The organism is Citrobacter sp. Cpo069 (assembly GCF_030332785.1).
Lineage (GTDB): Bacteria > Pseudomonadota > Gammaproteobacteria > Enterobacterales > Enterobacteriaceae > Citrobacter > Citrobacter portucalensis.
Window position 1 is genome coordinate 330,447 of record NZ_JAOWHD010000042.1, and the last position, 25,851, is coordinate 356,297.

Consider the following 25,851-nt stretch of genomic DNA (forward strand, 5'->3'; position numbering starts at 1 on the left):
CCTCGTATCCTCACCATGAGGATACGACAACTAACCGACCCGGTATGTTGTCCGGGTCGGTTAAACTGCATCACGTCAGACAACAAAACGGTTAACCAGATCCTTCATGGTTGCCGACAGATTGTCCAGCCGCTGGCTGTCGCTCGCAGCCTGAGATACCAACGCCGCATTTTGCTGTGTAACCTGCTCCATCGGTCGCAATGCCAGGTTTATCTGGGTTACCCCTTGTGACTGCTCCGTCGCCACACGAGCGATATCCGCAATATATTGCTTCATACTGGTGGTATTATCCGCCGCGGCTTCCAGCGCGGTAGCAGATGCAGTAACCCGCTCAACACCCTCACTAATTTTGACCATATTCTGCGCGACCAACTCACGGATTTGGTTAGCCTCTTTGGCGCAACGCTGCGAAAGATTTCTCACTTCACTGGCTACGACAGCAAACCCCCTGCCCATCTCTCCAGCACGTGCAGCTTCCACTGCCGCATTCAGCGCCAGTAAGTTAGTCTGAAACGAAATATCATCAATCGAGGTCACAATATTCGAGATTTTCTCACTGGAAGCGCGAATATCCCCCATGCTCTGGTTCGCCGCACTGGCAACGTTACTGGCCTGTCGGACCTCTTTTTCCAGTCTGATTGTCAGATGCTCAGCTTCGCGGGCATTATCCGCTGTTTGCGTAATCGCAGTTGATAACTGCTCCATACTGGCCACAGCTTCTACTATTGATGCAGCCTGTTCATCTGTACGTTGAGCCAGATCCTGATTTCCCGCCGTAATACTGCTACTGGCATCGGACAAAACCACGGAGCCTTGCTTAATCTCCTGTACAATATGCTGAATACTTTCCAGCATCGTGTTATAGGCACGATTAAGTGAGGAAAGCTCATCTTTGCCCGGGGTCGCCAGACGTTGAGTCAGATCGCCATTCATACCCGCAATCTTGCGTAGCGTGTCACTAAACTGACGGTGCATATTGATTGCGATGGCCCCAGCGAACGTCAATGATGCCAGGAGCGCTAACAGGCTAACAGCCATATATATTTGCCAGTTTTTTCGTGCATCCTGCGCGAGTTTTTCTGCATTCGCCAACAGCCGATTCGCCGTCACATTTTCTATCTGCCGCATCACTTCAATACGCTGGGTTTGTACTTTAAACCAGGTAGTAGGATCGACACCAAATCCACCGTTCTCGACATGGTTAAACGCGATCTCGCGAAATGAGAGGGCTTTTGACGCTTCTGCTGACTGTAAGCGGCTTTTCAACATGGCCGCCTGTTCCGGTGAACTCAGGCGTAACGATTCTGCCAACCAAACGTTCTGTTTACTGACGACATCACTGAGTTGATGTAACTGTCCGTCGGCGAAATGGCCGGAGGAAAAGATATTTGATAACAGCGCCCGTTCAATACCCGCTTGTTCTTTCAAATTCAGCAGGTTGTAGTAGGCGGCGAATGCGTTTGCCATCTCGCCTGAATCCGTCAACTGCCCCAATCTACCCACAAAATTCAGCACATCAGCAATGACATTGGTATAAAACTTAACCACATCTGAAGCCGGAAGCCCCAACTGCGTGACGTTTTCGCGGATGGTAGCGAGCGAAAGAATATTTTTCTTAAACGCAGCGACAGAAGTGGCGACATCCCCTTCCGGTAAGGCAGTATCGGACAGTGACCGCACAAATACCTCGATCTCGCGATCGGTCAAAGTCCGCTGTGCGTTTAACTCATCTTTGAACGTCTTCCCTTCAGCCCCCAGAAACCCGACACTCATGCCGCGTTCTTTTTGCAATTCATGCACTACATTTCCGGCACTGCGTGCGAGCGCTGTCAGTTGGGCAATATTCTCCATCTGCCGTTCTGTCTCAATGCGCGTTAATATTCCTGAACCAGCAAACCAACATAACGCCAGTAATAATGGTTGTAGCGCAATTATTAACTTCATTTTCATCGGCATTCGATAAACCCACCACATGCCACTTCCCTCCATTATCCATATATTCATTATGGTTATCGGCGTAAAGAAGCGGCTCTTTAAATTTGAACAATGGGCAACTGTTTGTTTTTTAGATTAAATTTTTGCCAAGATAACTCTATTTAATTACTTCAATTAGAATAAAACTCTAAATAATTAACACATGCGAATCTATGCTCCATTTTGCTAACTTATTTGGCATATTATTTTTTATTAAAGAATCAGGTAATCATCAACTGATTCAGATAGAGAGAGAAGCACATGACAGTGACAGCAGCCCGAGATAACAGCCATGGCGCGGCCATCATTCTGGCGTCCCGCCGAACGTTAAGGTTATAATCCTTACAACGATTTTTTGGATTAGAAGCGACAATGACAAAACTTACCCTACAAGAACAGATGCTTAAAGCGGGTCTGGTCAGCAGCAAAAAAATGGCGAAAGTGCAGAGAACGGCGAAAAAATCGCGAGTTCAGGCTCGTGAAGCCAGAGAAGCGGTTGAAGAAAATAAAAAAGCACAGGTCGAGCGTGATAAGCAGCTCAGCGAACAGCAGAAGCAGGCCGCATTGTCTAAAGAATACAAAGCGCAGATCAAGCAACTGATTGAGATGAACAAAATCACCATTTCCCGTGGCGATATTGGTTACAACTTTACTGACAATAACCTAATCAAAAAAGTTTATGTTGATAAGGTAACCCAGTCTCAGTTGATCAAGGGCCGTCTGGCCATTGCCCGCCTGACGGCTGAATGCAGCAGCGAGAGCGAATATGCCATTATCCCGGCTGTTGTCGCCGACAAGATTGCCCAGCGCGATGCAAGCTATATTGTTCTCAATTGCGAACTGAGCCAGGAAGCGAAGGACGAAGACGATCCGTATGCTGATTTTGTCATTCCTGACGATTTGATGTGGTAAGAAAAACACCCCGATAATCACCCAGAGTTCCGTCGCGTATTTCGGTGAACGCTAGCGCCGCCACCGAAATACCGTCAACCGCTCTTCTTCCCCACACGCCATCTGCTAAAACTTATAGTGTTCCTTGCTCAGTCCGTATTTTCTCATGCGCAAATACAGTTTCTTACGCGGAATTTGTAAATACTCCGCCACTTCATTAATACGTCCCTGATGAATATTAAGCGCTTCGGTAATGATCTGTCGCTCGTACTCGTCGACCCGACGATCGAGCGGTGTCGGTTCGGGCAAATGTAGCTGTGGATTCGCGGTTTCAGCCAGTGGCAATAACCCAACGGCAAAAAGCTCGGCGGCATTGGCCAGCTCTCGAACATTGCTTAACCACACGCGACGCCGCATTCCTTTTAGTAATTCCCCGTCAACCTCGGGCACGGGATGATTCAGGCGCAGACAGGCTTTCTGCAGATAATGGCGAAACAGCGGCTCAATATCATCCGGGCGCTGAGACAACGGCTGGCAACCAATTTGCGTCATCGCAAAACAGTAATAAAGTTCGGCCACAATCTGATTAGTTGCCGCCAGTTCCACCAACGAAGTGGCGCCAATGCCAATTAAGCGAAACGGACGCCGCTCCTGGCTTTGCAAATGCACCAGTTGGTGCTGCTGTTCGCGCGTCAGGCACTCAATATGGCTCAGGACCAGCGTTCCCCCTTGCGCCTGGGCAATAAGGTCATTGAGTTGCCCCGCATTCTCTAACGTCAATTCCCCGCGGATAAACGGTCCTTCAGCGCTGCGCCCAAGCTGATGCAAATAACGGGCTCCGGTCATACGCCCCGTTCCCGGCTCGCCATAAAACCAGACGGCAATATCCGTTTCAGCCAGTTGCCGTAAGCGCTGGCGGTACTGATTAACCCAGTCACTGTAGCCGACCAGTTCAACCTGGAGCTTTTGCTGGCAATAGTGACGACGTGCAATCACAGATTTTCTCTGACGCAACGCATCCTCTACCAACACCAGCAGTTTGCCTGGATCAACCGGTTTTTGCAGAAAATCCCACGCACCTTTCTTCACCGCGTCCACCGCCATCGGGACATCGCCATGTCCGGTGATCAACAGGATCGGAAGCTGATTGTCATCCTGATGAAACAACGTCATCAGGTCAATTCCATTACAGCCAGGCATACACACGTCGCTCAGGACAATCCCTGGCCAGTCGGCCTGCAGCCAATTTCGGGCATCAAAAGGGTTACTGCATGCGAATACATGATATCCCTCCTGTTCAAGCAACAAGGTGTAAGCGTCAAGAACATCGGCATCATCATCAATAAGCAGAACAGAATATTCATCACTCAACATCGTTTACATCCGTCAGATTAAATTGCAGAACGACGCAGGCATTGCGCCCCGGGGTCGACGCCAGGCGCAGTTCGCCGTTCATTTGCATCATTAACGATACACAAATCGATAAGCCAATACCGAGGCCAACATCCTTACTGGTGGTAAACGGTTTTAACAGTGATGGTAATAATGCTCCAGGCCAACCGGGGCCGTTATCGCTGATAAATACGCACAACCGGCTGCCTTCGGTCTGCCAGTGAACCTCTATTTTCGCCGCAACCGGACAGGCATCCAGCGCATTTGCCAGGACGTTTACCAGCACCTGCTGGATACGCACTTCATCACCAGCCACCCACACGCCCCGGTCTGGGAGCGTCAGCGTACCCTGCTGTGGCTTGTGTCGCATGGCCAACAGTTCCCAGGCAGCGTTGAACGTTTGTCGGAGATCGACCGGATGCAGAGGCGTGCCTGGTTCGGCCCGGCGAGCAAACTGACGCAGTGAACGGATAATGGCATCGATGCGAGTAATCAGCCCTTCCGCTTTGGTTAATGTGCTTCTGGCCTGAGCGGGTTGCCCCTGTTCGATTGCCCTCCCTGCCGTAAACAGGTACATCGACAGCGCATTCAGCGGTTGATTAATCTCGTGCGCCAGCGTGGTCATAGTCTGGCCGACCACCGCCAGTTTTGCCGTCTGGATCAGCTCATCTTGCGTTGCACGAAGATCGGATTCAATCTCCTTGCGCTCGGTCACTTCCTGCTCCAGCTGATTTTTTTGCGCGCTCAACTGGCCCAGGGTATGACGCAGTAAGCCTGCGATACGCCCCAGTTCATCGCGTCCATATACCGGGATAGAGGCATCCGTTCTGCCAAGACCAATTTGCACCACGGCCTGGTTGAGCGCAGTAAAACGCTTCACCAGACGCGAGCGAATGAAGTAGTGGTTAAGCCCCCAGGCGAGAAGTAGCGCCAGCAGCGTCGCCAGCAGGATAAGTCCACCGCTGACGCGAACAATTTGTTCCAGCCGCTGGTTAAACGTCTGCATTTGCTGATGGCTACTCCCCAGTTGCGCTTCCAGCAGTGTTCGAAAGCGCCCAAGCGTGGCCTCTCTGGCATGGCTGGCATCAACCAGCGCTTTTTGCGCTGCGACATAATCGCGCATCGTATCGGGCATTTTATTTTTCATCATCCCGATTTCCAGCAGCTCATCGATAGTTTGTCGCAGTGTGATAGTACTGGGCCAGTCATCGAGGGTGCGGATATTTTCATCCGCCGTTTTCTTCAGATTTTCCAGGTAGCGGATGTGATTCTCCACCAGCATGCCATCGTCGCTACCCGATTTCAGTTCATTGAGCCTGTCGCGTAAATCATCAACGATCTGGTTTTCAATTCTTGCCAGGGTGTAGACCTGCTGCTGCTCGTTTTGCACCTCTCGGGCACGTTTGAGATACAGCGCCGCATCACCATTTTTGGCCTCGATTTGATCCAGCAACGTCCCCTGCTGCCAAGTAAAATCCTGCACCAGTGAATTCAGCTCAGTAGTAAAATCATCATGTAGCCAATCAATGCGCGCGGAAAGCTCGCTCACTTTTTCGCGTACAAGGAACATGTTGTAGAGCACCCGGTCCAGTTCCGCCATCAGCGCCCGGCTATCCTGCAAAATCACCGCCAGCTGCTGCTGTTCTGCTGGTTGCAACCCCCTGCTCAGCACTTCGATTTTATCCAGATGCGAGATTATCTGATTGCGCAGTTGCAGCCTTACTGTTGTATTGGGAGCCAGCAGGAATTCATTTAGCTGGTCCACAACCAGGTTAAGATTTCCTTCAATCAAGAAAGCGGAATGCACGCGCGGGAAGTAATCATCAAGCGAATAGCGTATCTGCGAGCTCTGCTCATGCCAGGAGTACAAACTGACGCAGCTTACGCTCAACGTCAGTAATGCGCCCGTTAGAAAGGCTCCCCGCAGGCTGCTGCTGATGCTGAGTTGGCGAAGGCGTTGCAGTATCGATCCACCTTTCATTTTAATTCTTCCAGTTTTGATATCGCCTGACGCTGGTTTTTAAGAAACCAGAGCTGCCACTCCATCATCTGCTGTTCGGCAACGCTTTTATTATCAAACTGCGCAAGCCAGGCTTCATCTTCACTACTTTTGGCATCTATCGGAACGCTGGTCAGTAAGGCTCTGATTTCGGGTAGCGGGCGTTTCAGGCGTGCTTCCGCACTGTATAGTGCCCGCCATGCATCCTTCAGTTGCGCAAGACGGAAACTGATGGCGGTATCAAACATCCGCTGGACTAACTGTTGTCGCTTAAGGATCAGCCGATAATTAAGCGGAGGCTGGTTCAGTAAAATAGCCTGCTGAGCAGCGCGGGGATTATCAGATGCGAGCTGCGTTACCGGATATTTCCCCGTATTCGCATCAGCAAGGATCCGCTGCCCCTCCGGGCTTAACAAATAGCGGATAAAACGACGCGCTTCATTGGGGTGCTGGCTGTTTTTGAGAACAGCAACATAGGTTGGCGATACCGCCGAGCGTGGAAAATAAGTAAAAGCCAGGTGAGGATCGTTAAGCAACAGGTTGGCATAGTTATCAATGACCGGCCCCGCCACGCCCAGGCCACTCTTAATTTTGTCGGCTACGCCAAAACTGCGTGATGAAATCGTCACCAGATTTCCAGCACTCGCCAGCAGTGTCGCCCACCCCGCTTCCCACCCTTTTTGCTGTAGCAATGACTCAACCATCAGATGGTTGGTATCCGAACGAGATGGGCTACTCATCAACAGCGCGTTCTGATATTTGGGCAGCGTTAAATCCCCCCAGTCGGCAGGAGGCGACAGATGCCGTGCCACCAGCGCAGAACGATTAATCAACAGACCAAAACCAGATATCGCCACTGCCACGGAGGTCGAACGGATAGAGTCTGGCACCAGCCGCTGGCTTTCCGGCAACGCATTTTCGAAAGGCGCCAACTTCTGATGCTCCTGCAGATGCTGCAACAGCATAGGGGATGAGGTCAAAATCAGATCAACATTTTCCGCATTCGCGGTATCCAGCAGTTGCTCCAACGAACTGCTGGTCCGGTTTAACGTGCGAATCATCACCGACCCCGGTTCAGTCTGCCAACGCTGAATAATCCAGGCCGTTGCCCCAGGGGAAAAGGTTGTCGCCATTACCAGCTCTTTACCCTGCGCCAGGCAACTCACCGACAACGACATAAAACAGAGCGAGAACGCCCAACAACGCCCCCGGCCCAAAAGTCTGTTTGTGATCCCGTTCATAAATACCAACATACGCAAAAAATAATATTGAGACAAAACTTACCCGTTTATCACCGACTGGGGGAAGAATAAGGTTATTCGTAGAATAACCAAACGGAAAGTGACGACATCGGTAAAGAATACCCGAAAACGCAGTCTGAATTTGTTAATATCCGCACACGCCGATGATAAAAGCGTTCGTAAAAGAATAGAATTGAAAAGCCATTATTTAAAAAGAGTCAAAATCAGCCACGCAATCCACAAATTGTGTCAATAGTGACTCATTTCATCAACTTGAGTTTCTCTACCGTCTATTTCACTCTTCACTGCGAAAAATCCTGATATTCACATCAATATAAATTTAGGTGATGATATGTTATCCATATTTAAGGCAGGGCCAGCGGCAAATAAAGTCCCGGCGGAGAAAGTCCAGGAAACTTATGGCCGATACCGCATTCAGGCATTACTCAGCGTATTTCTTGGCTATCTTGCGTACTATATTGTGCGTAATAACTTCACGCTATCAACACCGTACCTGAAAGAACATCTGGATCTCAGTGCCACGCAAATTGGTCTACTCAGCAGCTGCATGCTTATTGCCTATGGGATCAGTAAAGGCATTATGAGTAGTCTGGCAGACAAGGCCAGCCCTAAGGTCTTTATGGCATGCGGCCTGGTTCTGTGCGCCATCGTAAACGTCGGTTTAGGATTCAGTACCGGATTCTGGATTTTTGCCGCTCTGGTCGTTTTCAACGGTTTGTTTCAGGGAATGGGCGTTGGTCCTTCATTTATTACCATCGCCAACTGGTTTCCGCGTAAAGAACGTGGACGCGTCGGCGCATTCTGGAATATTTCTCACAACGTTGGCGGTGGTATTGTCGCTCCGATTGTTGGTGCCGCCTTTGCCATTTTAGGGAGCGAGCACTGGCAAAGCGCCAGCTATATTGTCCCGGCCGGTGTTGCCGTACTGTTTGCTTTTATTGTGCTGATTCTGGGGAAAGGTTCACCGCGCCAGGAAGGCTTACCGGCTCTGGAACAAATGATGCCGGAAGAAAAAGTAGTATTAAATTCCCGACACACTGACCAGGCGCCAGAAAATATGAGTGCCTTCCAGATCTTCTGCACCTATGTGCTGCGTAATAAGAATGCCTGGTATGTTTCACTGGTAGATGTCTTCGTCTATATGGTGCGTTTTGGCATGATTAGCTGGTTGCCTATTTATCTGTTAACCGAAAAACATTTCTCGAAAGAGCAAATGAGCATCGCTTTTCTGTTTTTTGAATGGGCGGCAATCCCTTCCACATTACTGGCGGGCTGGCTTACCGATAAACTGTTTAAAGGCCGTCGCATGCCGCTGGCCATGATTTGTATGGCGCTGATTTTCGTCTGTTTGATCGGCTACTGGAAAAGTGAATCCCTGCTGATGGTCACTATTTTTGCCGCCATTGTGGGTTGCCTGATCTATGTTCCACAGTTCCTCGCTTCTGTTCAGACGATGGAAATCGTCCCCAGCTTCGCAGTAGGTTCTGCAGTAGGACTGCGCGGATTTATGAGCTACATTTTTGGCGCATCGCTGGGCACCAGTCTGTTTGGCGTAATGGTCGACAAAATGGGGTGGCACGGCGGCTTCTATCTGCTGATGGGGGGTATTGTTTGCTGCATCCTGTTCTGCTACCTCTCTCATCGCGGTGCGCTGGAACTTGAGCAACAGCGAAAAAATGCTCAGCAAGAGGAAGCATCACTCCAGTTGGCGGATGCCCGGTAATTCATTTCGGTCTCACAAAAAAGTGCCAGCGATGCTGGCACTTCGATAAACTCAGATAAATAATAAATAACTCAAAGTGATAATTTATTGCTAAACGTAACATTGCAAATTATTGCTTACCATCCGCGACCATAAAGCGAATGATCAAACCACATGTCGGAGCAAGAAACAGGAATAATCCAGTTACCATTTCGTTACCATTGGTCAGCCGCATAGTAAAAACGTAAATTAATGCCGTAAGGATGGCCATGCCGAGAAAAGCGCTAATTGACGCCGCAGCGCCTATAACCTGCCAGATATAGCAACTGACGCACAGAATGCTCAGTATGAGAAAGGTCCAGAAATAGAGCATAGCGATACCTCCTGTCTGCCGTAAACTTAACGTAAGTCCTTACACTCCCTTAACTTTATATTCTAAGACAATTCCTATCCGCATGCAATTTGAGCAACATTTTATTCACAAAAATTATTCGACCGCTTACTATTACACTGTTTCTCCGTCGTTTATTTAATCATCATAAAAACAACGAATTATATATAGGCGAAATTTTGCCCTTAATCGCCCTAAAAACATTTACGAATCTTGAGTAATTATTTCTGGCTGACATTAATTTTCGGGTGTACATTGTGCGTCCGATCATTCATGCCCCCTCGTGGTTTTGTCCTGACTCAGTTTTACACTCTTTACAGGAACCAATGTCGTTCATGGCGGCCTAACGATCAGTGCAGAGTGTAAAGCGACAGGCAAAGAATCTTCGCGATACATCTATTTCGTATCAACAACAGGTGCTTATGTTCCCCCAATGTAAATTTTCACGCGCGTTTTTGCATCCGCGCTACTGGCTCACATGGTTTGGTGTTGGTGTGCTCTGGTTACTGGTACAGCTTCCCTATCCCGTATTGTGTTTTCTTGGTACCCGTACAGGAACGCTGGCTCGTCCATTTTTAAAACGCCGTGAATCTATTGCACGTAAAAATCTCGAACTCTGTTTCCCAAATCTGTCACAGGAAGAAAGAGACAAACTGGTCGATGAGAATTTCCGTTCGCTCGGCATGGGGCTGCTTGAAACAGGTATGGCCTGGTTCTGGCCGGACCGTCGGGTGCGTAAATGGTTTGATGTAGAAGGGCTGGACAACCTGAAGCGCGCTCAGATGCAACACCGTGGCGTGATGGTCGTTGGCGTACACTTTATGTCGCTCGAGTTGGGTGGTCGCGTAATGGGGCTTTGCCAGCCAATGATGGCAACCTATCGTCCGCACAATAATAAGTTGATGGAGTGGATCCAAACCCGCGGTCGTATGCGCTCCAACAAGGCGATGATCGGCAGAAATAATCTGCGTGGTATTGTCGGCGCCCTGAAAAAAGGCGAGGCAGTGTGGTTTGCCCCCGATCAGGACTATGGTCGTAAAGGGAGTTCTTTCGCCCCCTTCTTCGCAGTCAAAGACGTGGCGACCACCAACGGTACCTACGTGCTGTCACGATTATCGGGCGCAGCAATGCTGACCGTAACCATGGTGAGAAAAGCAGATAACACCGGTTACCGCCTGTTCATCACCCCAGAAATGGAAGGTTACCCGGCAGATGAAAGCCAGGCTGCGGCGTATATGAACAAAATTATCGAAAAAGAGATCATGCGTGCACCCGAGCAGTATCTCTGGATCCACCGTCGCTTCAAAACTCGCCCGATGGGTGAAGCTTCGTTGTATATCTAAAAAGAAAGGCCGTAAGGCCTTTCTTTTTTTCTACGGTTGAATTACTTAACGCCCCATTTGCTGTGCAGCTCAGCCATTCGCTCGTTGTAGTTGCGGGCGATGCAGGCTGATTTATCCTGTTCCTTCCAGCACTCGTTACGCCCTTTCACCCAACCGCGCTGCTCTGCTTTCAGCGTCGGGTTATTGCTCGATTTAACCAGCGCCTGCTTGTAGGCCCCGTTTAACGCTAAATCCATTTCTGAGAGCGAAGGACTCTGGCAGATAATCTCTTCGATACTGCCCTTTGCAACCGCAGCGCAGGAAAAAGAGGGTCCAGTGCTGGTCGATTTTTTGGCCCCAGAAAAGTCAATATTATCTTCAGGCAGGCATACCCCGTGCTTTCGATTCGGCCCACTCCAGGAAACGTCCGGATTTCCGTCATCTTTACGAGAAATAGAAACCGTATTGTTCCCGCTTTTGGCTTCCCAGTAATTTTCATTGAAGGCCTTCACCGTCGCCTTCGAGCCATCAATCCAAACATTGCCTTTGCCATCACTATTCACACCACCAATACTTGCGCAGCTGAAATTAAACGCCAACGGTGAGGCCGCCATCGACGTCAGTGGCGTAAAAACGAGTGCTAACATCATTAATCTGGTCATTTTTAACCTTTTCATTATCTCATTCCGCGAAAAATTAACCGCATTAACATCATGGCGATATGAGAATTCTCCGAGTAACCATTCCGTCGCTCAATAGCAATTTATTACCGGCAGAAATTAAACTGTCGCCGAATCACGACAGTTGTAAGTTATTAAAATTAAATAAAAAAATGCCTCTTGTCTCTCCTCATTTTTAGGCGTACATTAGCGCCGTCTGGAGCATTAAAGCTCAGAATTCTGAGGTGATGCAGCCAAGCAAATGAGGGGTATTCTCCCTTTCGTTCGCGAGTGCATCAGCTCTCTGTCAGGTAAGCATATGTTCATTTAGACGTACCTCAGGTACGCGGAGAGATGAAAAGTGAAATATTTCTTTATGGGCATTTCTTTTATGGTCATCGTTTGGGCCGGTACTTTCGCCCTGATGATCTAAATTAAAAGACGCAGCAAAAAAACAGGAGCCATCAGGCTCCTGTTTTGCATTTTGGGGGAACATTCTGTCAGTCGGTACTTTCAGAAGTCGATTTTGCACTGGTCGGTAACAGGCCATCTGCGCGAAACATCGCCTTGATGCCGCGAATAGCCTGGCGGGTACGGTCACGGTTTTCAATCAACGCAAATCGCACATGCGTATCACCATAATCACCAAACCCAATCCCTGGCGAAACGCATACCTTCGCTTCGTTCAGCAGCTTCTTGGCAAACTCAAGTGACCCCATCCCGGCGTATTGCTCTGGAATTTTCGCCCAAACGTACATTGAGGCCTTTGGCATCTCGACCATCCAGCCTGCTTCATGCAGTCCTTTGACCAGTACATCGCGACGACGTTTATATTGCTCAGCGATATCCCGCACACATTGCTGATCGCCTTCCAGCGCGGCAATTGCCGCAACCTGCAGTGGCGTAAAGGTCCCGTAATCGTGATAGCTCTTGATTCGCGCCAGCGCGTTCACCAGCGTTTTGTTGCCCACCATAAACCCGATACGCCATCCCGCCATGTTGTAGCTTTTCGACAGGGTGAAAAATTCAACAGCGACGTCGCGAGCGCCGGGTACCTGCATAATCGATGGTGCCTTCCAGCCGTCATAAACAATATCAGCGTAGGCCAGGTCGTGAACCACCAGCACGTCATAGCGTTTAGCCAGGGTCACCACTTTCTCAAAGAATTCCAGCTCGACGCACTGCGCGGTCGGGTTGGATGGGAAACCTAAGATCATCATCTTCGGCTTCGGGTAACTTTCGCGTATTGCGCGTTCCAGCTCATTAAAGAAGTCGACCCCCTCAACCAGCGGCACTGAACGCACCTGCGCGCCGGCAATCACCGCGCCATAGATATGGATGGGATAACTTGGGTTGGGCACGAGGACCGTATCACCGTGATCGAGTGTTGCCAGCATCAGGTGCGCCAGCCCCTCTTTGGAACCGATGGTCACAATGGCTTCGGATTCAGGATCGATCTCAACGTCATAGCGTTCCTGGTACCAGCGGGAAATCGCCCGACGCAAACGCGGAATGCCGCGTGAGGTGGAATAACCGTGAGTATCCGGGCGCTGCGCCACGGTACACAGTTTTTCGACAATGTGAGGAGGCGTGGCCCCATCCGGGTTCCCCATACTGAAATCGATAATATCTTCGCCGCGCCGACGCGCAGCCATCTTCAGTTCAGCGGTGATGTTAAAAACGTACGGGGGAAGGCGATCAATACGCGTAAAGCGACGTTCAGGGCGGGAGTCAGCCATAATATCCTCAGATTAACGTTAGCGCCCGGACCGTCCGAGCGACGCTGCCACGATGGTGGCACGTTTAGAAAATAGCCTGAATAATTTCCTTCTGTCGAGAGGCAAAACAAAATATTTTTTCCTGACGAAAAAGAGGAACAGCTGAGTAAAATGAGGAAATAACCATTTTCACAACCCGCCAAAAATTACCATCATTTAACATTTTGTTGTTAAATACATTACCTTGAACGCAGCACTCACAGGACAGGTATTGTAAATACAACAATCATGCAACAATCCCCTTTTAATATTATGGTTTTTCCCCATTAGCTCTGAACTGCGGGGGTGCTGGTCATCCTGCCTCAGGTTACCTATCATAGTGGTTTAACCCTTGCGCAAGAGTCACCCGTGCACGAAATATTCAATATGCTGCTGGCGGTATTTGACCGGGCAGCACTGATGCTGTTCTGTCTGTTTTTCCTGATTCGTATCCGCCTGTTTCGCGAACTGTTGCACAAGTCAGCCCACTCCCCAAAAGAGCTGCTCGCCGTTACCGCGATTTTCTCCATGTTTGCCCTGTTCAGTACCTGGTCAGGCGTACCGGTAGAAGGTTCTCTGGTCAATGTGCGTATTATCGCGGTCATGTCAGGAGGGATCCTGTTCGGTCCATGGGTTGGCATTATTACGGGGCTGATCGCAGGCACCCACCGTTACCTGATCGATATTGGCGGCGTAACTGCCCTACCCTGCTTTATTACCAGCATTCTGGCTGGCTGCATTGCCGGGTGGATCAACCGTAAGATCCCCAAAGCGCAGCACTGGCGCGCGGGTATTTTAGGCGGAATGCTGTGCGAATCACTGACCATGATACTGGTCGTCGCCTGGGCACCCACCACCGAACTGGGGCTGGATATTGTCTCAAAAATCGGTATTCCAATGATCCTAGGCAGCGTCTGTATTGGTTTTATCGTGATGCTGGTACAAAGCGTTGAAGGTGAGAAAGAAGCCAGCGCTGCAAAACAGGCCAAGCTGGCGCTGGATATCGCCAACAAAACGCTGCCGCTCTTTCGCCAGGTCAACAGCGAGTCGTTACGTCAGGTGTGCGAAATTATTCGCCACGATATCCACGCTGACGCGGTTGCAATCACCAATACTCAGCACGTTCTGGCCTATGTTGGCGTCGGAGAGATCAACTACCGCGATAACGATGACTTCGTCAGCCCTACCACGCAAGAAGCCATAAATCACGGTAAAATAATCATAAAAAACAATGATGAAGCGCATCGCACCCCGGAAATCCACTCTATGCTGGTGATCCCGCTTTGGGAGAAAGGCGTCGTGACCGGCACGCTGAAGATCTACTACTGTCACGCTCATCAAATCACTTCCTCGTTACAGGAAATGGCGATCGGTCTGTCGCAAATCATCTCCACCCAGCTTGAAGTCTCCCGCGCAGAGCAACTACGAGAAATGGCAAATAAGGCAGAGCTACGCGCGCTGCAAAGCAAAATAAATCCCCATTTTCTGTTTAATGCCCTGAACGCGATTTCATCGTCGGTACGCCTTAACCCGGACACCGCACGTCAGCTCATTTTTAATTTGTCGCGCTATCTTCGCTATAATATTGAATTAAAAGACGATGAGCAGATCGACATCAAGAAAGAGCTGTATCAAATCAAGGATTACATCACCATCGAACAGGCCCGCTTTGGCGACAAGCTGACCGTTATTTATGATATCGATGAAGAGGTAAGCTGTTTTATTCCCAGCCTGCTGATTCAGCCGTTGGTCGAGAACGCTATCGTCCATGGGATCCAGCCCTGCAAAGGGAAAGGTGTGGTCACTATCAGCGTTGCGGAGTGCGGCAACCGGGTACGGATTGCCGTACGAGACACGGGTCATGGTATCGACCCAAAAGTGATTGAACGGGTCGAGTCCAATGAAATGCCGGGCAATAAAATTGGTCTGTTGAATGTGCACCATCGCGTTAAGCTGCTCTACGGTGAGGGATTACATATCCGCCGTCTGGAGCCAGGCACAGAGATTGCCTTTTATGTACCTAATGTGCACTCGCCCGCAGCCGCGCCAACTACATTATTGCTTTAACCAGGAGTGAAATCGTGAAAGTCATCATTGTTGAAGATGAATTCCTGGCCCAACAGGAACTGAGCTGGCTGATAAAAGAGCACAGCCAGATGGAGATTGTCGGCACGTTTGACGATGGTCTGGACGTGCTGAAATATCTCCAGCACAACCGCGTTGACGCCATTTTTCTGGATATTAATATTCCCTCGCTGGACGGCGTATTGCTGGCACAAAATATCAGCCAGTTCGCACATAAACCCTTTATTGTGTTTATTACCGCGTGGAAAGAGCATGCCGTTGAAGCCTTCGAACTGGAAGCTTTTGACTACATTCTGAAGCCGTACCAGGAATCACGCATTGTCAGCATGCTGCAAAAGCTGGAAGCCGCCTGGCAGCAACAGCAAACGGGAACGTCCCCTGTAAGTCCGGTGGCCCGCGAAAACGATACGATCAACTTGATCAAAGATGAGCGGATCATCGTGACCCCAATCAACGACATCTACTACGCTGAAGCGCATGAAAAGATGACGTTCGTCTATACGCGACGAGAATCATACGTCATGCCGATGAACATCAGCGAATTTTGCAGCAAACTGCCGGCTTCGCATTTCTTCCGCTGCCACCGCTCGTTCTGCGTAAATCTGAATAAAATCCGCGAGATCGAACCCTGGTTTAACAACACTTATATTCTGCGTTTAAAGGATCTGGAATTTGAAATCCCGGTTAGTCGGAGCAAAGTGAAAGAATTCAGACAATTAATGCATTTATAGTGCTGAAAAAGCGTGACGAATGGAAAGTACAGCGCACGCTTTCAGTCGTTCCCGCAACGAACGGGATAGCGGAACTAAGTTTGTAGTATATTGGTCGTCACTCTATTTTTTACAGGTGATGTCATGGCGAAGCTGAGCGAAAAATATCAACGTACATATCTACGCGAATACGCAAAAGAAGCGGAAAAAAATGCCCTGATTTGGATAAGTACGGACGATTATTTAGCTGAGTGCCTGGATATTCATGAACAATGCCATCTGGATTATTCACTGCAACAACAGCTGAGTTCATGGCTTTTTATGCTGCGCATGAAGCGCAGCCCGGATTTATTAGGATATAAAACCGCGATACAGTCAAATGATATGGAATCTCTACACTTATCCTTGCGACAGTCTGCGATGATTAAACATGTGACGCAGGGTGTGGACTCAGGCTGCGATCACAGTATTAATGTATGGACGACACTAGAGATTCTTGCCGCGGGTTTATTTGACCGAGTACCGCTCTTATTGCCTGAAAAATTGGGCATGAGTGATAACGGTCACCCTGTTAACCTGGCCATGACGAATTTAATGATGGCGTTGTGGTACAAACGCGCAGACTTTGCAGTGGATGCCAGAAAAAGAGCGCAAAAGGTACTGACCACGAAGCAAACAGCAAGCGATATGTTCATCCTCAGCTATCTGATGGCGCTCCTGGATGAGGATGTGACAGAAGCAGGCACACAACTCGATTTATATTGTAAAAGCGTGTCTGCATTGAGAGAACCTGGGCTCACTAAGCTCCATAAAATGTTCTGGCCATACGCGCACGGGTTATACAACCTGGCTTATATTGTGTTGGGCAAAGATAAAGCCAGCGCGATGCCGAATCCAACCGCAGAGTGTTTTATGGACGATCTGGCGGAATGGCAAAATAAACATAACTATCGCCATGGCCCGCTATTTATAGAATACCCTAAACCAATTGACCTTATTAACACCCTGATCTCATGCACGCCACCAGAATTTTGTTTGCATCAACCCTATCTGGATACCGATAAAAAATATAAAAACACAAGATACCTGCATGCCGATTTATTTGAACAACAGATGATCAAGATAATTTTAGAAAATATGAACAGCCAGGACGACAAGGCCGGAGAAGCGCTGAGCGCCATCCGGCCCTGACCTTACAAAATATGGCCCAGCGTCTGACGTAAATGCGCACCAGCGCCAAGTAGTCCAGGATTATCGTGCACGATCAGATACACCGGAATATCCTGCACGTAGGCTTTAAAACGGCCTTTATCTTCAAAACCACCGCGGAAGCCCGACGCTTTAAAGAAGTCGAGGAAGCGCGGCACAATACCGCCGGCGATGTACACACCGCCAAATGTGCCCAGCGTTAACGCCAGATCGCCACCAAAACGTCCCATGATGACGCAGAACAGCGACAGCGCACGACGACAGTCAATGCAGGAATCTTCCAGCGCCCGTGCGGTGATATCCTTCGGCTGCAGATTTTCCGGCAGGCGTCCGTCAGATTTGACGATCGCGCGATACAGATTCACCAGTCCCGGACCAGACAGCACGCGTTCTGCGGACACGTGACCTATTTCCGCGCGCAGAACCTCAAGGATAATTCCCTCTTCCTCGCTGTTAGGCGCAAAATCCACGTGGCCGCCTTCACCAGGGAGGCTTACCCAGCGTTTATCCACGTGGACCAGATGCGCCACGCCGAGCCCGGTTCCTGCGCCATAAACAGCAATAGGTTTACCTTCAACAGGTTCCGCACCACCAAACTGGATTAAATGCTCTTTTTTCAGCATCGGGATCGCCATCGACACAGCGGTGAAATCATTGATGATTTCCAGATGGCTGAAGCCCAGGTTTTTTTTCATCTCAGCAATAGAGAACGCCCAGGTATGGTTGGTCATTGCCACCCAGTCGCCGGTTATCGGACAGGCAATGGCAATACAACCATCTTCAATGCTAACGCTATGCTCATCCAGGTACACGCGCACCACCGCCTCCAGACTTGGAAAATCCAACCCGGAATAGGTTTTTGCCTGCGAAATCTCGCCGCTGGCAATATCGCACAGAGCAAGACGCGCGTTGGTGCCGCCAACATCCCCTACTAAAGCATATTTTGTCATTCTTCCACTGCTCCGCTAAAGTCAGAATAAATCTTTGCCACACTGTAAATTCATGGGGACATAACAACAACGGTCTGAAGGCTGATGCCCGTGGAAAATCGATCCAGATCACACAATTACTTTATCGTTTCAGCACCATTTGCAGCGATGTCGTCAGGCAGGCTGTGCAAACTATGTCTATGACTCTGTTTTAAGGAATAGAAAATGCTCCATCCGCGAGCCAGAACGATGCTCTTGCTATCAACCCCAGCGCTAATCATTGGCATAGCGTCCAGCCTGGTGTTGATCGTTGTGATGAAAGTGGCTTCCGTTTTACAGCAGTTTTTGTGGGAACGTCTGCCTGTTAGCATAGGTATAGCCCAGGACTCTCCGGTCTGGATTATCGGTATGCTGACACTCACGGGGATCATGGTCGGGTTAGTAATCCGTTACAGCCATGGCCACGCAGGCCCGGATCCGGCCTGTGAACCGTTAATTGGTATGCCGGTGCCAACGTCAGCAATACCGGGCCTGCTGGCAGCACTAATCCTCGGCCTCGCGGGTGGCGTCAGTCTGGGTCCGGAACACCCCATCATGACCGTAAATATCGCTCTGGCAGTGGCACTTGGTAGCCGCATGTTTCCGCGCATTGCGAAGCTGGACTGGACCATTCTCGCCTCTGCCGGTACCATCGGCGCGCTATTTGGTACCCCCGTTGCCGCCGCGCTGATATTTTCGCAAACGCTGAATAGCTCAAACGATGTGCCCTTGTGGGATCGCCTGTTTGCACCGTTAATGGCCGCCGCCGCGGGTTCGCTAACCACCAGCCTGTTTTTTCACCCCCATTTTTCACTACCCATCGCGCACTACACGCAGATGCATCTGATCGATATCCTCAGCGGCGCGGTTGTTGCTGCCATCGCCATTGCCGCTGGGATGGTTGCCGTCTGGTGTCTGCCGCGTTTGCACCATTTAATGCATCGATTAAAACACCCGGTGCTGATCCTCGGGGCAGGCGGTTTTATCCTTGGCATTTTGGGTGTTATCGGCGGGCCGCTTACCTTGTTTAAGGGACTGGACGAAATGCAGCAGATGGCGTTTAGCCAAACGCTGGGGACATCAGATTATTTCATGCTCGCCGTGATCAAACTAACGGCATTAGTGGTTGCAGCGGCGAGTGGTTTTCGCGGCGGACGAATCTTCCCGGCGGTATTCGTTGGCGTCGCGCTTGGCCTGATGCTGCACGCCCATGTTGAAGCGGTGCCGGCTGCCATCACGGTTTCTTGCTCTATTCTCGGGCTGGTGCTGGTCGTCACCCGTGACGCCTGGCTGAGCCTGTTTATGGCAGCAGTGGTGGTGCCAGATTCCACCCTGCTGCCACTGCTGTGCATCGTCATGCTGCCCGCCTGGCTGCTGCTGGCAGGCAAACCGATGATGGTCGCTGAGCGCCCTGATAAATAGCTATCCGCCGTTGCGAGATTCCAGCGCACGGGTCACCGTGCGCAATAATTCAGGAAGATCGGCTTTCGGTAGCACCACCTCAATTAACGACAGTCGTTGCGGATGGGACAACCGGGCCAGCACCTCTTCCAGCTGTACCGCCTGCTTCACCCGCCAACATTCGGCCTGACATTCACGACTAAACGCCTGCGGCACCGACGTCCAGCTCCAGGCAGCGATGTCGTTATAGCGCTGATTTGCCCCGTGTATGGCCCGCTCCACGGTATAACCGTCATTGTTGAGCAGTAAAATAACCGGCGATTGCCCGTCTCTAAGCATGGAGCCCAGCTCCTGAATGGTGAGCTGCGCCGCGCCATCACCAATAATCAGGATCACCCGACGGTCCGGACAGGCCGTTTGCGCGCCGAATGCCGCCGGGAGCGCGTAGCCGATAGATCCCCACAACGGTTGAACCAGTACTTCCGCCCCGCAAGGTAGTGAGAGCGCAGCCGCGCCAAAGGCGGCGGTTCCCTGATCGACGAGGATAATGTCATCAGGCTTCAGAAACTGCTGTACCGTGTGCCAGAAGTTTTCCTGCGTCAGTGGGCCCTTCTCAACCTGAACACGCCTAATTGGCGGACGTTCTGGCGGTAGAGAAAACGACATTTCCAGGCACAGCTCACGTAATGTGGTGACCGCCTGCTCCATCGGGATGTTAAACCAGTGGGATCCAATTCGTGACGCATGGGGCTGAACGTCAATGGTGCGATCCAGCGGTAGCTGTTGTGTAAACCCAGCTGTCAGGGTGTCGACAAATTGTGTGCCGACACACATTATCGTATCGGCATCTTCTATCGCCTGACGTACATAATCGCTGCTGGCTCCAGCGCTGTACGTGCCAACAAACGCCGGGTGACGCTCATCAAACAGTCCTTTGCCCATCAACAACGTGGCATGAGCCATCGGCGTTTCTGCCATCCAGCGCTGTAAAACCGGCTGCAGACCAAAACGCAGCGCGAGGAAGTCGGCCAGCAACGCTACGCGTGGGCTGTCCAGCAATCGTTCACGAGCATGGTAGCGAAACGCCTCTATCACGCTGCTTTCCGGCTCGCTCAGAGGAACTCTCATAATATCATTCGGTGGCGTAGCAGGCTGTTTAGCCACATCAGCAGGTAGCATCAGATAGCCCGGCCTGCGCTCGCTGAGCATCATTCGCAACACACGGTCAATTTCATAGCAGGCATTTTGTTCATCCAGTATCGCGCTGGCCGTTGTTACTGCCTGCTGCATGCGGTAAAAATGCTGAAAGTCACCGTCACCCAAAGTGTGATGCATCAACTCTCCGCGACGCTGCGCGCCGCGACAGGGTGCGCCGACAATATGCAAAACAGGAACATATTCCGCGAAGCTACCCGCGATACCGTTAATTGCGCTTAACTCCCCCACACCAAACGTGGTGAGCAGCGCCCCAACCCCGGATACCCGGGCATAGCCATCTGCCGCATAAGCCGCATTCAATTCATTCGCACACCCGACCCAACATACGTTGGGATGTTCAATCACGTGGTCAAGAAACTGCAAATTATAATCGCCCGGCACACCAAAGAGATGGCCGACGCCACAGCCTGCCAGCCTGTCCAGCAGATAATCAGCAACGGAATACGGGGTTTGCATGACAGCTATCCTTCTGACGGTAACCTCATGTTGAGTATCGAAGAACTGTGATGACTGTCCAGGAAAGTCGCTGTGAAAGGGTGGAAAGCAGGATTTACAGTTTTGGCGGTTAAAATTCATTGAAGAATCGACGGTGTAACCGTATACACTGAAAGACACACGCATTGTGGAAGGGAGGTGACATGGTTTATCACGCAGATGAAAATCGTTATCAGACAATGGAGTACCGCCGCTGCGGTCAAAGCGGCCTTAAGCTCCCGATTGTCTCTCTGGGTTTGTGGCACAATTTTGGCGATACCACGCAGGTCGAGAACAGTCGCGCATTGCTACAGCGCGCATTCGATCTGGGGATTAACCATTTTGATCTGGCAAATAACTATGGTCCACCGCCGGGTTCGGCAGAACGGAATTTTGGTCGGATCCTGCAGGAAGATTTTTTACCGTGGCGAGATGAGCTTATTATCTCCACAAAAGCGGGCTACACCATGTGGGAAGGTCCCTACGGTGACTGGGGTTCACGCAAATATCTGATTGCCAGTCTCGATCAAAGCCTGAAGCGTCTGGGGCTGGAGTATGTCGATATCTTCTACCACCATCGCCCCGACCCTGAAACACCGCTCAGAGAAACCATGCGCGCGCTGGATCACATCGTCCGTCAGGGCAAAGCGCTGTACGTCGGGTTGTCTAACTATCCAGCAGATCTTGCCAGGCAGGCGATTGAAATACTCGACGATTTAGGTACGCCATGCCTTATTCACCAGCCCAAATATTCCATGTTTGAACGTTGGGTCGAAGGCGGCTTGCTGTCGCTATTACAGGAAAAAGGTGTCGGCAGTATCGCCTTCTCACCGCTGGCTGGCGGACAGTTAACCGACCGCTATCTGAACGGCATTCCTGCGGATTCTCGTGCGGCAAGCACCAGTCGCTTTCTGAATCCGGACCAGATCACTCCACAAAAACTGGAAAAAGTGCGGGCGCTGAATGTGCTGGCAGAACGACGCGGGCAAAAGCTTTCCCAAATGGCGCTAGCATGGGTGTTACGGGATGACAAAGTCACGTCCGTGCTGATTGGCGCGAGTAAAACGGCGCAGATTGAAGACGCTGTCGGTATGCTGGCAAACCGTCACTTTACGTCTGAAGAGTGCGCGGAGATTGATGCTATCCTGAGTTGATTGAAATAAAGACACATTTATTAACAAAAAGTGCTCTCACTTGCGATTTAAGAGTTAAGGCGATGAAACGGGGCTTTACTGCCCCGTAATATTACGTTAACAGGCCGGCTACGGCTCGTTCGTGAAGGAGAGAAAACATGTTCAGGTCACTGATTCTGGCGGCAGTCTTATTGGCTTTTACACCGCTGGCCGCGAACGCTGGCGAAATCACCCTGCTGCCATCAATAAAGTTACAAATTGGCGATCGCGATAACTACGGTAACTACTGGGATGGCGGCCGCTGGCGCGACCGGGATTACTGGCACCATAACTATGAGTGGCGCAAAAATCGCTGGTGGCGTCATGACAACGGCTACCATCGTGGCTGGGACAAACGCAAAGCTTATGAGCGTGGTTATCGTGAAGGCTGGAACGATCGTGACGACCACCGCGGTCGCGGGCGTGGCCACAAACATCATCATTAATGTAACAAAAGGGCCTACGGGCCCTTTTGTTTTTACAAACCGAGTGCGGTTCCTACCAACAGCCAGATATTGAGCGCCACCACCAGCACAACAATCACCCAGCCTAACTGTTTTACCCAACGGGTATTCACCAAATCGCCCATCAGCTTACCGTCACTGGTAAAGATCAGTAGCGGCACCAGCGCCAGTGCAATACCAAAACTGAGCAATACCTGGCTCATCACCAGAATACGCGTCGGATCCAGTCCCATCAAAATCACAATAAATGATGGCATCATAGTGACAGTACGGCGTACCCAAAGCGGAATGTGAAAGCGGATAAACCCTTGCATCACCACCTGCCCGGCCAACGTACCGACCACGGTAGAAGAAAGTCCCGCAGCCACCAGGCTTAAACCGAATACCGTCGCCGCAGCGTGACTCAACAGCGGTTCAAGTGTCAGATACGCTTGATCGAGATCGGCAATACCGGTATGCCCGCTAAAGTGAAATGCAGCGGCAGCCGTCGCCATCATCGCCAGATTGACAAATCCAGCAATCGTCATGGCGATTGCCACATCCCATTTCGTGGCCGCATAGCGCTGTTGACGTGTTCCGCCGTGCAGATGCTGAGTTAAGGAAGAGTGCAGATAAATGACGTGTGGCATGATAGTCGCGCCGAGCACGCCAGCCGCCAGGAACACCGCTTCGGAATTAGGCAGGCTCGGGATAACCATTCCCTTGCTAAGTTGCGCGAAGTTCGGCTGGGAAAAGATCAGTTCCACAATGTAAGCCGCAGCCACAAACAGCAGCAAGCTGCCAATCACTTTTTCCAGCGGTTTTTGCCCACGGCGCTGCAACATCAGAATCAAAAAAGTCGCGATACCGGTGAGCACGGCCCCCTGCAATAACGACACGCCGAGGATCAATTTGAAACCAATCGCGGCGCCAATGAATTCAGCAAGGTCTGTCGCCATGGCGATAATTTCGGCCTGCACCCAGTAGAACCACACCACCGGACGAGGATAGTGATCGCGAATTTGCTCCGCCAGGTTTTTACCCGTGGCAATACCCAGCTTTGCCGACAGCACCTGAATCAGCATCGCCATCAGATTTGCCCAGACCACCACCCACAACAGTTTATAGCCAAAGCTGGCCCCTGCCTGGATGTTGGTGGCGAAGTTGCCCGGATCGATGTAGCCGATCGCCGCGATGAACGCAGGTCCCATTAATGCGAGCTTCAACTTGCGCGCTGCCCGTCCACTGCTACTCTCAACGCGATCGTTAGTCATTTTAGTGCCTCAGAAACATAGCCTTTGCTATGTTTCAAGCTACGCCTATTGAGAATGATTATCAAATTCATTTTAATGGGTGAAGTTGATTTCTCTGATAGTGTTTGTCTATGGATCGATAAGGATTCTGGAAATACCGGTGAGATGTTTAATTATTGTTATGAGATTAGCACAATGACATAACTTTTCACTTCCATACTAAACATAACAGAAGTGTATCACCGATCACTAATTTTGAATCTCGTCACAGGTCCTTATTATAGTGTGTGTTTGATCTCGTTTTCTTTATGGTTGTTACATAGAATGTGCACGAAAACTAAACCTGCCTCATATTTGGAGCAAATATGGACCGCGTTCTTCATTTCGTCCTGGCCCTTGCCGTGGTTGCGGTACTCGCACTGCTGGTAAGCAGTGACCGTAAAAAAATCCGCATTCGTTATGTTATTCAATTGCTTGTTATTGAAGTGTTACTGGCATGGTTCTTCCTGAACTCTGATGTCGGTCTGGGCTTCGTGAGAGGCTTCTCCGAGATGTTTGAAAAACTCCTCGGATTCGCTAATGAAGGGACAAACTTTGTCTTCGGCAGCATGAACGACAAAGGCCTGGCATTCTTCTTCCTGAAAGTGCTGTGCCCAATCGTCTTCATTTCCGCTCTTATCGGTATTTTGCAGCATATCCGCGTTCTGCCGGTTATCATCCGCGCGATTGGTTTCCTGTTATCCAAAGTGAACGGTATGGGCAAGCTGGAATCCTTCAACGCCGTCAGCTCCCTGATCCTGGGTCAGTCCGAGAACTTTATCGCCTATAAAGATATTCTCGGCAAAATGTCTCGCAACCGTATGTACACCATGGCTGCAACGGCGATGTCGACCGTTTCCATGTCTATCGTCGGCGCGTACATGACCATGCTGGAACCGAAGTACGTGGTTGCGGCGCTGGTTCTGAACATGTTCAGCACCTTTATCGTGCTGTCGCTGATCAACCCGTACACCGTTGATTCCAGCGAAGAAAACATTCAGATGTCTAACCTGCACGAAGGCCAGAGCTTCTTCGAAATGCTGGGTGAATACATCCTGGCAGGTTTCAAAGTGGCAATTATCGTTGCGGCAATGCTGATTGGTTTCATCGCGCTGATCGCAGCCCTGAACGCCCTGTTCGCCACCGTGACCGGCTGGTTTGGTTACAGCATCTCCTTCCAGGGCATCCTGGGCTACATCTTCTACCCGGTTGCATGGGTAATGGGTGTGCCGTCCAGCGAAGCGCTGCAGGTGGGCAGTATCATGGCAACCAAACTGGTTTCCAACGAATTCGTTGCGATGATGGATCTGCAGAAAATTGCCGCCACGCTCTCTCCGCGTGCAGAAGGTATCCTGTCCGTGTTCCTGGTCTCCTTCGCTAACTTCTCTTCCATCGGTATTATCGCCGGTGCGATTAAAGGTCTGAACGAAGAGCAAGGTAACGTGGTTTCCCGCTTCGGTCTGAAGCTGGTGTACGGCTCTACGCTGGTGAGCGTACTGTCAGCATCTATCGCAGCACTGGTGCTGTAAG

Annotated in this window: 22 protein-coding genes; 11 read left to right on the forward strand and 11 right to left on the reverse strand. The window is 50.5% G+C overall.

Going from position 1 to position 25,851, the window contains the following annotated elements:
- Nucleotides 1-75: 75 nt before the first annotated feature.
- Nucleotides 76-1,974 carry a methyl-accepting chemotaxis protein gene (locus OGY08_RS06040; RefSeq protein ID WP_125363388.1) on the reverse strand — a complete coding sequence of 633 codons (1,899 nt, stop codon included), beginning with the start codon at nucleotides 1,972-1,974 and terminating at the stop codon, nucleotides 76-78.
- Between the two features lie 372 nt (nucleotides 1,975-2,346).
- Here OGY08_RS06040 and OGY08_RS06045 point away from each other — a divergent pair, with 372 nt between their 5' ends.
- Nucleotides 2,347-2,886, forward strand: a complete 540-nt coding sequence (locus tag OGY08_RS06045; protein ID WP_100272066.1) for a DUF2058 domain-containing protein — start codon at nucleotides 2,347-2,349, stop codon at nucleotides 2,884-2,886.
- Nucleotides 2,887-2,991: 105 nt separating this feature from the next.
- Here OGY08_RS06045 and pgtA read toward each other — a convergent pair whose 3' ends face one another.
- The 3 genes from pgtA to pgtC are packed head-to-tail and all read right to left on the reverse strand — an operon-like array spanning nucleotide 2,992 to nucleotide 7,434.
- Nucleotides 2,992-4,239 carry a two-component system response regulator PgtA gene (gene pgtA, locus OGY08_RS06050; RefSeq protein ID WP_032944112.1) on the reverse strand — a complete coding sequence of 416 codons (1,248 nt, stop codon included), beginning with the start codon at nucleotides 4,237-4,239 and terminating at the stop codon, nucleotides 2,992-2,994.
- Nucleotides 4,229-6,223: a two-component system sensor histidine kinase PgtB gene (pgtB, locus tag OGY08_RS06055; protein WP_172111188.1), complete on the reverse strand. Its 1,995-nt coding sequence runs from the start codon at nucleotides 6,221-6,223 to the stop codon at nucleotides 4,229-4,231. The genes pgtA and pgtB overlap by 11 nt, the downstream gene beginning before the upstream one ends.
- Nucleotides 6,224-6,234: 11 nt before the next feature.
- Nucleotides 6,235-7,434, reverse strand: a complete 1,200-nt coding sequence (gene pgtC / locus OGY08_RS06060; protein ID WP_103285598.1) for a phosphoglycerate transport regulator PgtC — start codon at nucleotides 7,432-7,434, stop codon at nucleotides 6,235-6,237.
- Nucleotides 7,435-7,849: 415 nt separating this feature from the next.
- Between pgtC and pgtP the strand changes: the two genes are divergently transcribed.
- On the forward strand, nucleotides 7,850-9,241 hold the full coding sequence (gene pgtP, locus OGY08_RS06065; RefSeq protein ID WP_048234793.1) for a phosphoglycerate transporter PgtP: 1,392 nt from the start codon (nucleotides 7,850-7,852) through the stop codon (nucleotides 9,239-9,241).
- Nucleotides 9,242-9,350: 109 nt separating this feature from the next.
- Here pgtP and OGY08_RS06070 read toward each other — a convergent pair whose 3' ends face one another.
- Entirely contained in the window at nucleotides 9,351-9,593 is a 243-nt protein-coding gene (locus OGY08_RS06070; protein WP_008785383.1) for a DUF2545 family protein, read from the reverse strand.
- Between the two features lie 440 nt (nucleotides 9,594-10,033).
- Between OGY08_RS06070 and lpxP the strand changes: the two genes are divergently transcribed.
- Nucleotides 10,034-10,954: a kdo(2)-lipid IV(A) palmitoleoyltransferase gene (lpxP, locus tag OGY08_RS06075; protein WP_111465285.1), complete on the forward strand. Its 921-nt coding sequence runs from the start codon at nucleotides 10,034-10,036 to the stop codon at nucleotides 10,952-10,954.
- 41 nt (nucleotides 10,955-10,995) lie between these two features.
- Here the strand turns inward: lpxP and OGY08_RS06080 are convergent, their stop codons facing one another.
- Nucleotides 10,996-11,610 (reverse strand): lysozyme inhibitor LprI family protein, encoded by a 615-nt coding sequence (locus OGY08_RS06080; protein ID WP_032944115.1) that lies wholly within the window; start codon nucleotides 11,608-11,610, stop codon nucleotides 10,996-10,998.
- Nucleotides 11,611-11,953: 343 nt separating this feature from the next.
- Here OGY08_RS06080 and ypdK point away from each other — a divergent pair, with 343 nt between their 5' ends.
- Complete coding sequence (gene ypdK / locus OGY08_RS06085; protein ID WP_010723117.1) at nucleotides 11,954-12,025, forward strand: membrane protein YpdK; 72 nt, start codon at nucleotides 11,954-11,956, stop codon at nucleotides 12,023-12,025.
- A gap of 67 nt (nucleotides 12,026-12,092) precedes the next feature.
- On the opposite strand, the gene alaC is transcribed toward ypdK, so the two are convergent.
- A complete protein-coding gene (gene alaC / locus OGY08_RS06090; protein ID WP_111465284.1) occupies nucleotides 12,093-13,331 on the reverse strand; it encodes an alanine transaminase in 1,239 nt (412 codons plus the stop codon).
- 387 nt (nucleotides 13,332-13,718) lie between these two features.
- Here alaC and OGY08_RS06095 point away from each other — a divergent pair, with 387 nt between their 5' ends.
- From OGY08_RS06095 to OGY08_RS06105, 3 genes are all read left to right on the forward strand, one after another.
- Entirely contained in the window at nucleotides 13,719-15,416 is a 1,698-nt protein-coding gene (locus tag OGY08_RS06095) for a sensor histidine kinase (RefSeq protein WP_008785387.1), read from the forward strand.
- Nucleotides 15,417-15,430: 14 nt separating this feature from the next.
- The gene (locus tag OGY08_RS06100) at nucleotides 15,431-16,165 is read left to right on the forward strand and encodes a LytR/AlgR family response regulator transcription factor (protein ID WP_003834866.1); all 735 of its coding nucleotides are present in this window, start codon (nucleotides 15,431-15,433) and stop codon (nucleotides 16,163-16,165) included.
- A 123-nt stretch (nucleotides 16,166-16,288) separates the two neighbouring features.
- The gene (locus OGY08_RS06105; RefSeq protein WP_125363390.1) at nucleotides 16,289-17,335 is read left to right on the forward strand and encodes a hypothetical protein; all 1,047 of its coding nucleotides are present in this window, start codon (nucleotides 16,289-16,291) and stop codon (nucleotides 17,333-17,335) included.
- A 2-nt stretch (nucleotides 17,336-17,337) separates the two neighbouring features.
- Here the strand turns inward: OGY08_RS06105 and glk are convergent, their stop codons facing one another.
- On the reverse strand, nucleotides 17,338-18,303 hold the full coding sequence (gene glk, locus OGY08_RS06110) for a glucokinase (protein WP_286565842.1): 966 nt from the start codon (nucleotides 18,301-18,303) through the stop codon (nucleotides 17,338-17,340).
- 204 nt (nucleotides 18,304-18,507) lie between these two features.
- Between glk and OGY08_RS06115 the strand changes: the two genes are divergently transcribed.
- Complete coding sequence (locus tag OGY08_RS06115) at nucleotides 18,508-19,743, forward strand: ion channel protein (protein WP_008785389.1); 1,236 nt, start codon at nucleotides 18,508-18,510, stop codon at nucleotides 19,741-19,743.
- Here the strand turns inward: OGY08_RS06115 and OGY08_RS06120 are convergent, their stop codons facing one another.
- Nucleotides 19,744-21,396, reverse strand: a complete 1,653-nt coding sequence (locus tag OGY08_RS06120; protein ID WP_174771267.1) for an alpha-keto acid decarboxylase family protein — start codon at nucleotides 21,394-21,396, stop codon at nucleotides 19,744-19,746.
- 182 nt (nucleotides 21,397-21,578) lie between these two features.
- Here OGY08_RS06120 and mgrA point away from each other — a divergent pair, with 182 nt between their 5' ends.
- Nucleotides 21,579-22,568 (forward strand): L-glyceraldehyde 3-phosphate reductase, encoded by a 990-nt coding sequence (gene mgrA, locus OGY08_RS06125; RefSeq protein ID WP_048234784.1) that lies wholly within the window; start codon nucleotides 21,579-21,581, stop codon nucleotides 22,566-22,568.
- Between the two features lie 137 nt (nucleotides 22,569-22,705).
- On the forward strand, nucleotides 22,706-23,032 hold the full coding sequence (gene ypeC / locus OGY08_RS06130) for a DUF2502 domain-containing protein YpeC (RefSeq protein WP_003834889.1): 327 nt from the start codon (nucleotides 22,706-22,708) through the stop codon (nucleotides 23,030-23,032).
- A gap of 32 nt (nucleotides 23,033-23,064) precedes the next feature.
- Here ypeC and OGY08_RS06135 read toward each other — a convergent pair whose 3' ends face one another.
- Together OGY08_RS06135 and OGY08_RS25285 are read right to left on the reverse strand one after the other, a co-directional pair.
- Entirely contained in the window at nucleotides 23,065-24,303 is a 1,239-nt protein-coding gene (locus OGY08_RS06135; protein ID WP_125363392.1) for an Nramp family divalent metal transporter, read from the reverse strand.
- Complete coding sequence (locus OGY08_RS25285) at nucleotides 24,300-24,374, reverse strand: hypothetical protein (RefSeq protein WP_418219455.1); 75 nt, start codon at nucleotides 24,372-24,374, stop codon at nucleotides 24,300-24,302. Before OGY08_RS25285 ends, OGY08_RS06135 begins: the two co-directional genes overlap by 4 nt.
- Before the next feature lie 273 nt (nucleotides 24,375-24,647).
- On the opposite strand from OGY08_RS25285, the gene nupC reads away from it, so the two are divergent.
- Entirely contained in the window at nucleotides 24,648-25,850 is a 1,203-nt protein-coding gene (gene nupC, locus OGY08_RS06140) for a nucleoside permease NupC (protein ID WP_125363393.1), read from the forward strand.
- Nucleotide 25,851 lies beyond the last annotated feature (1 nt).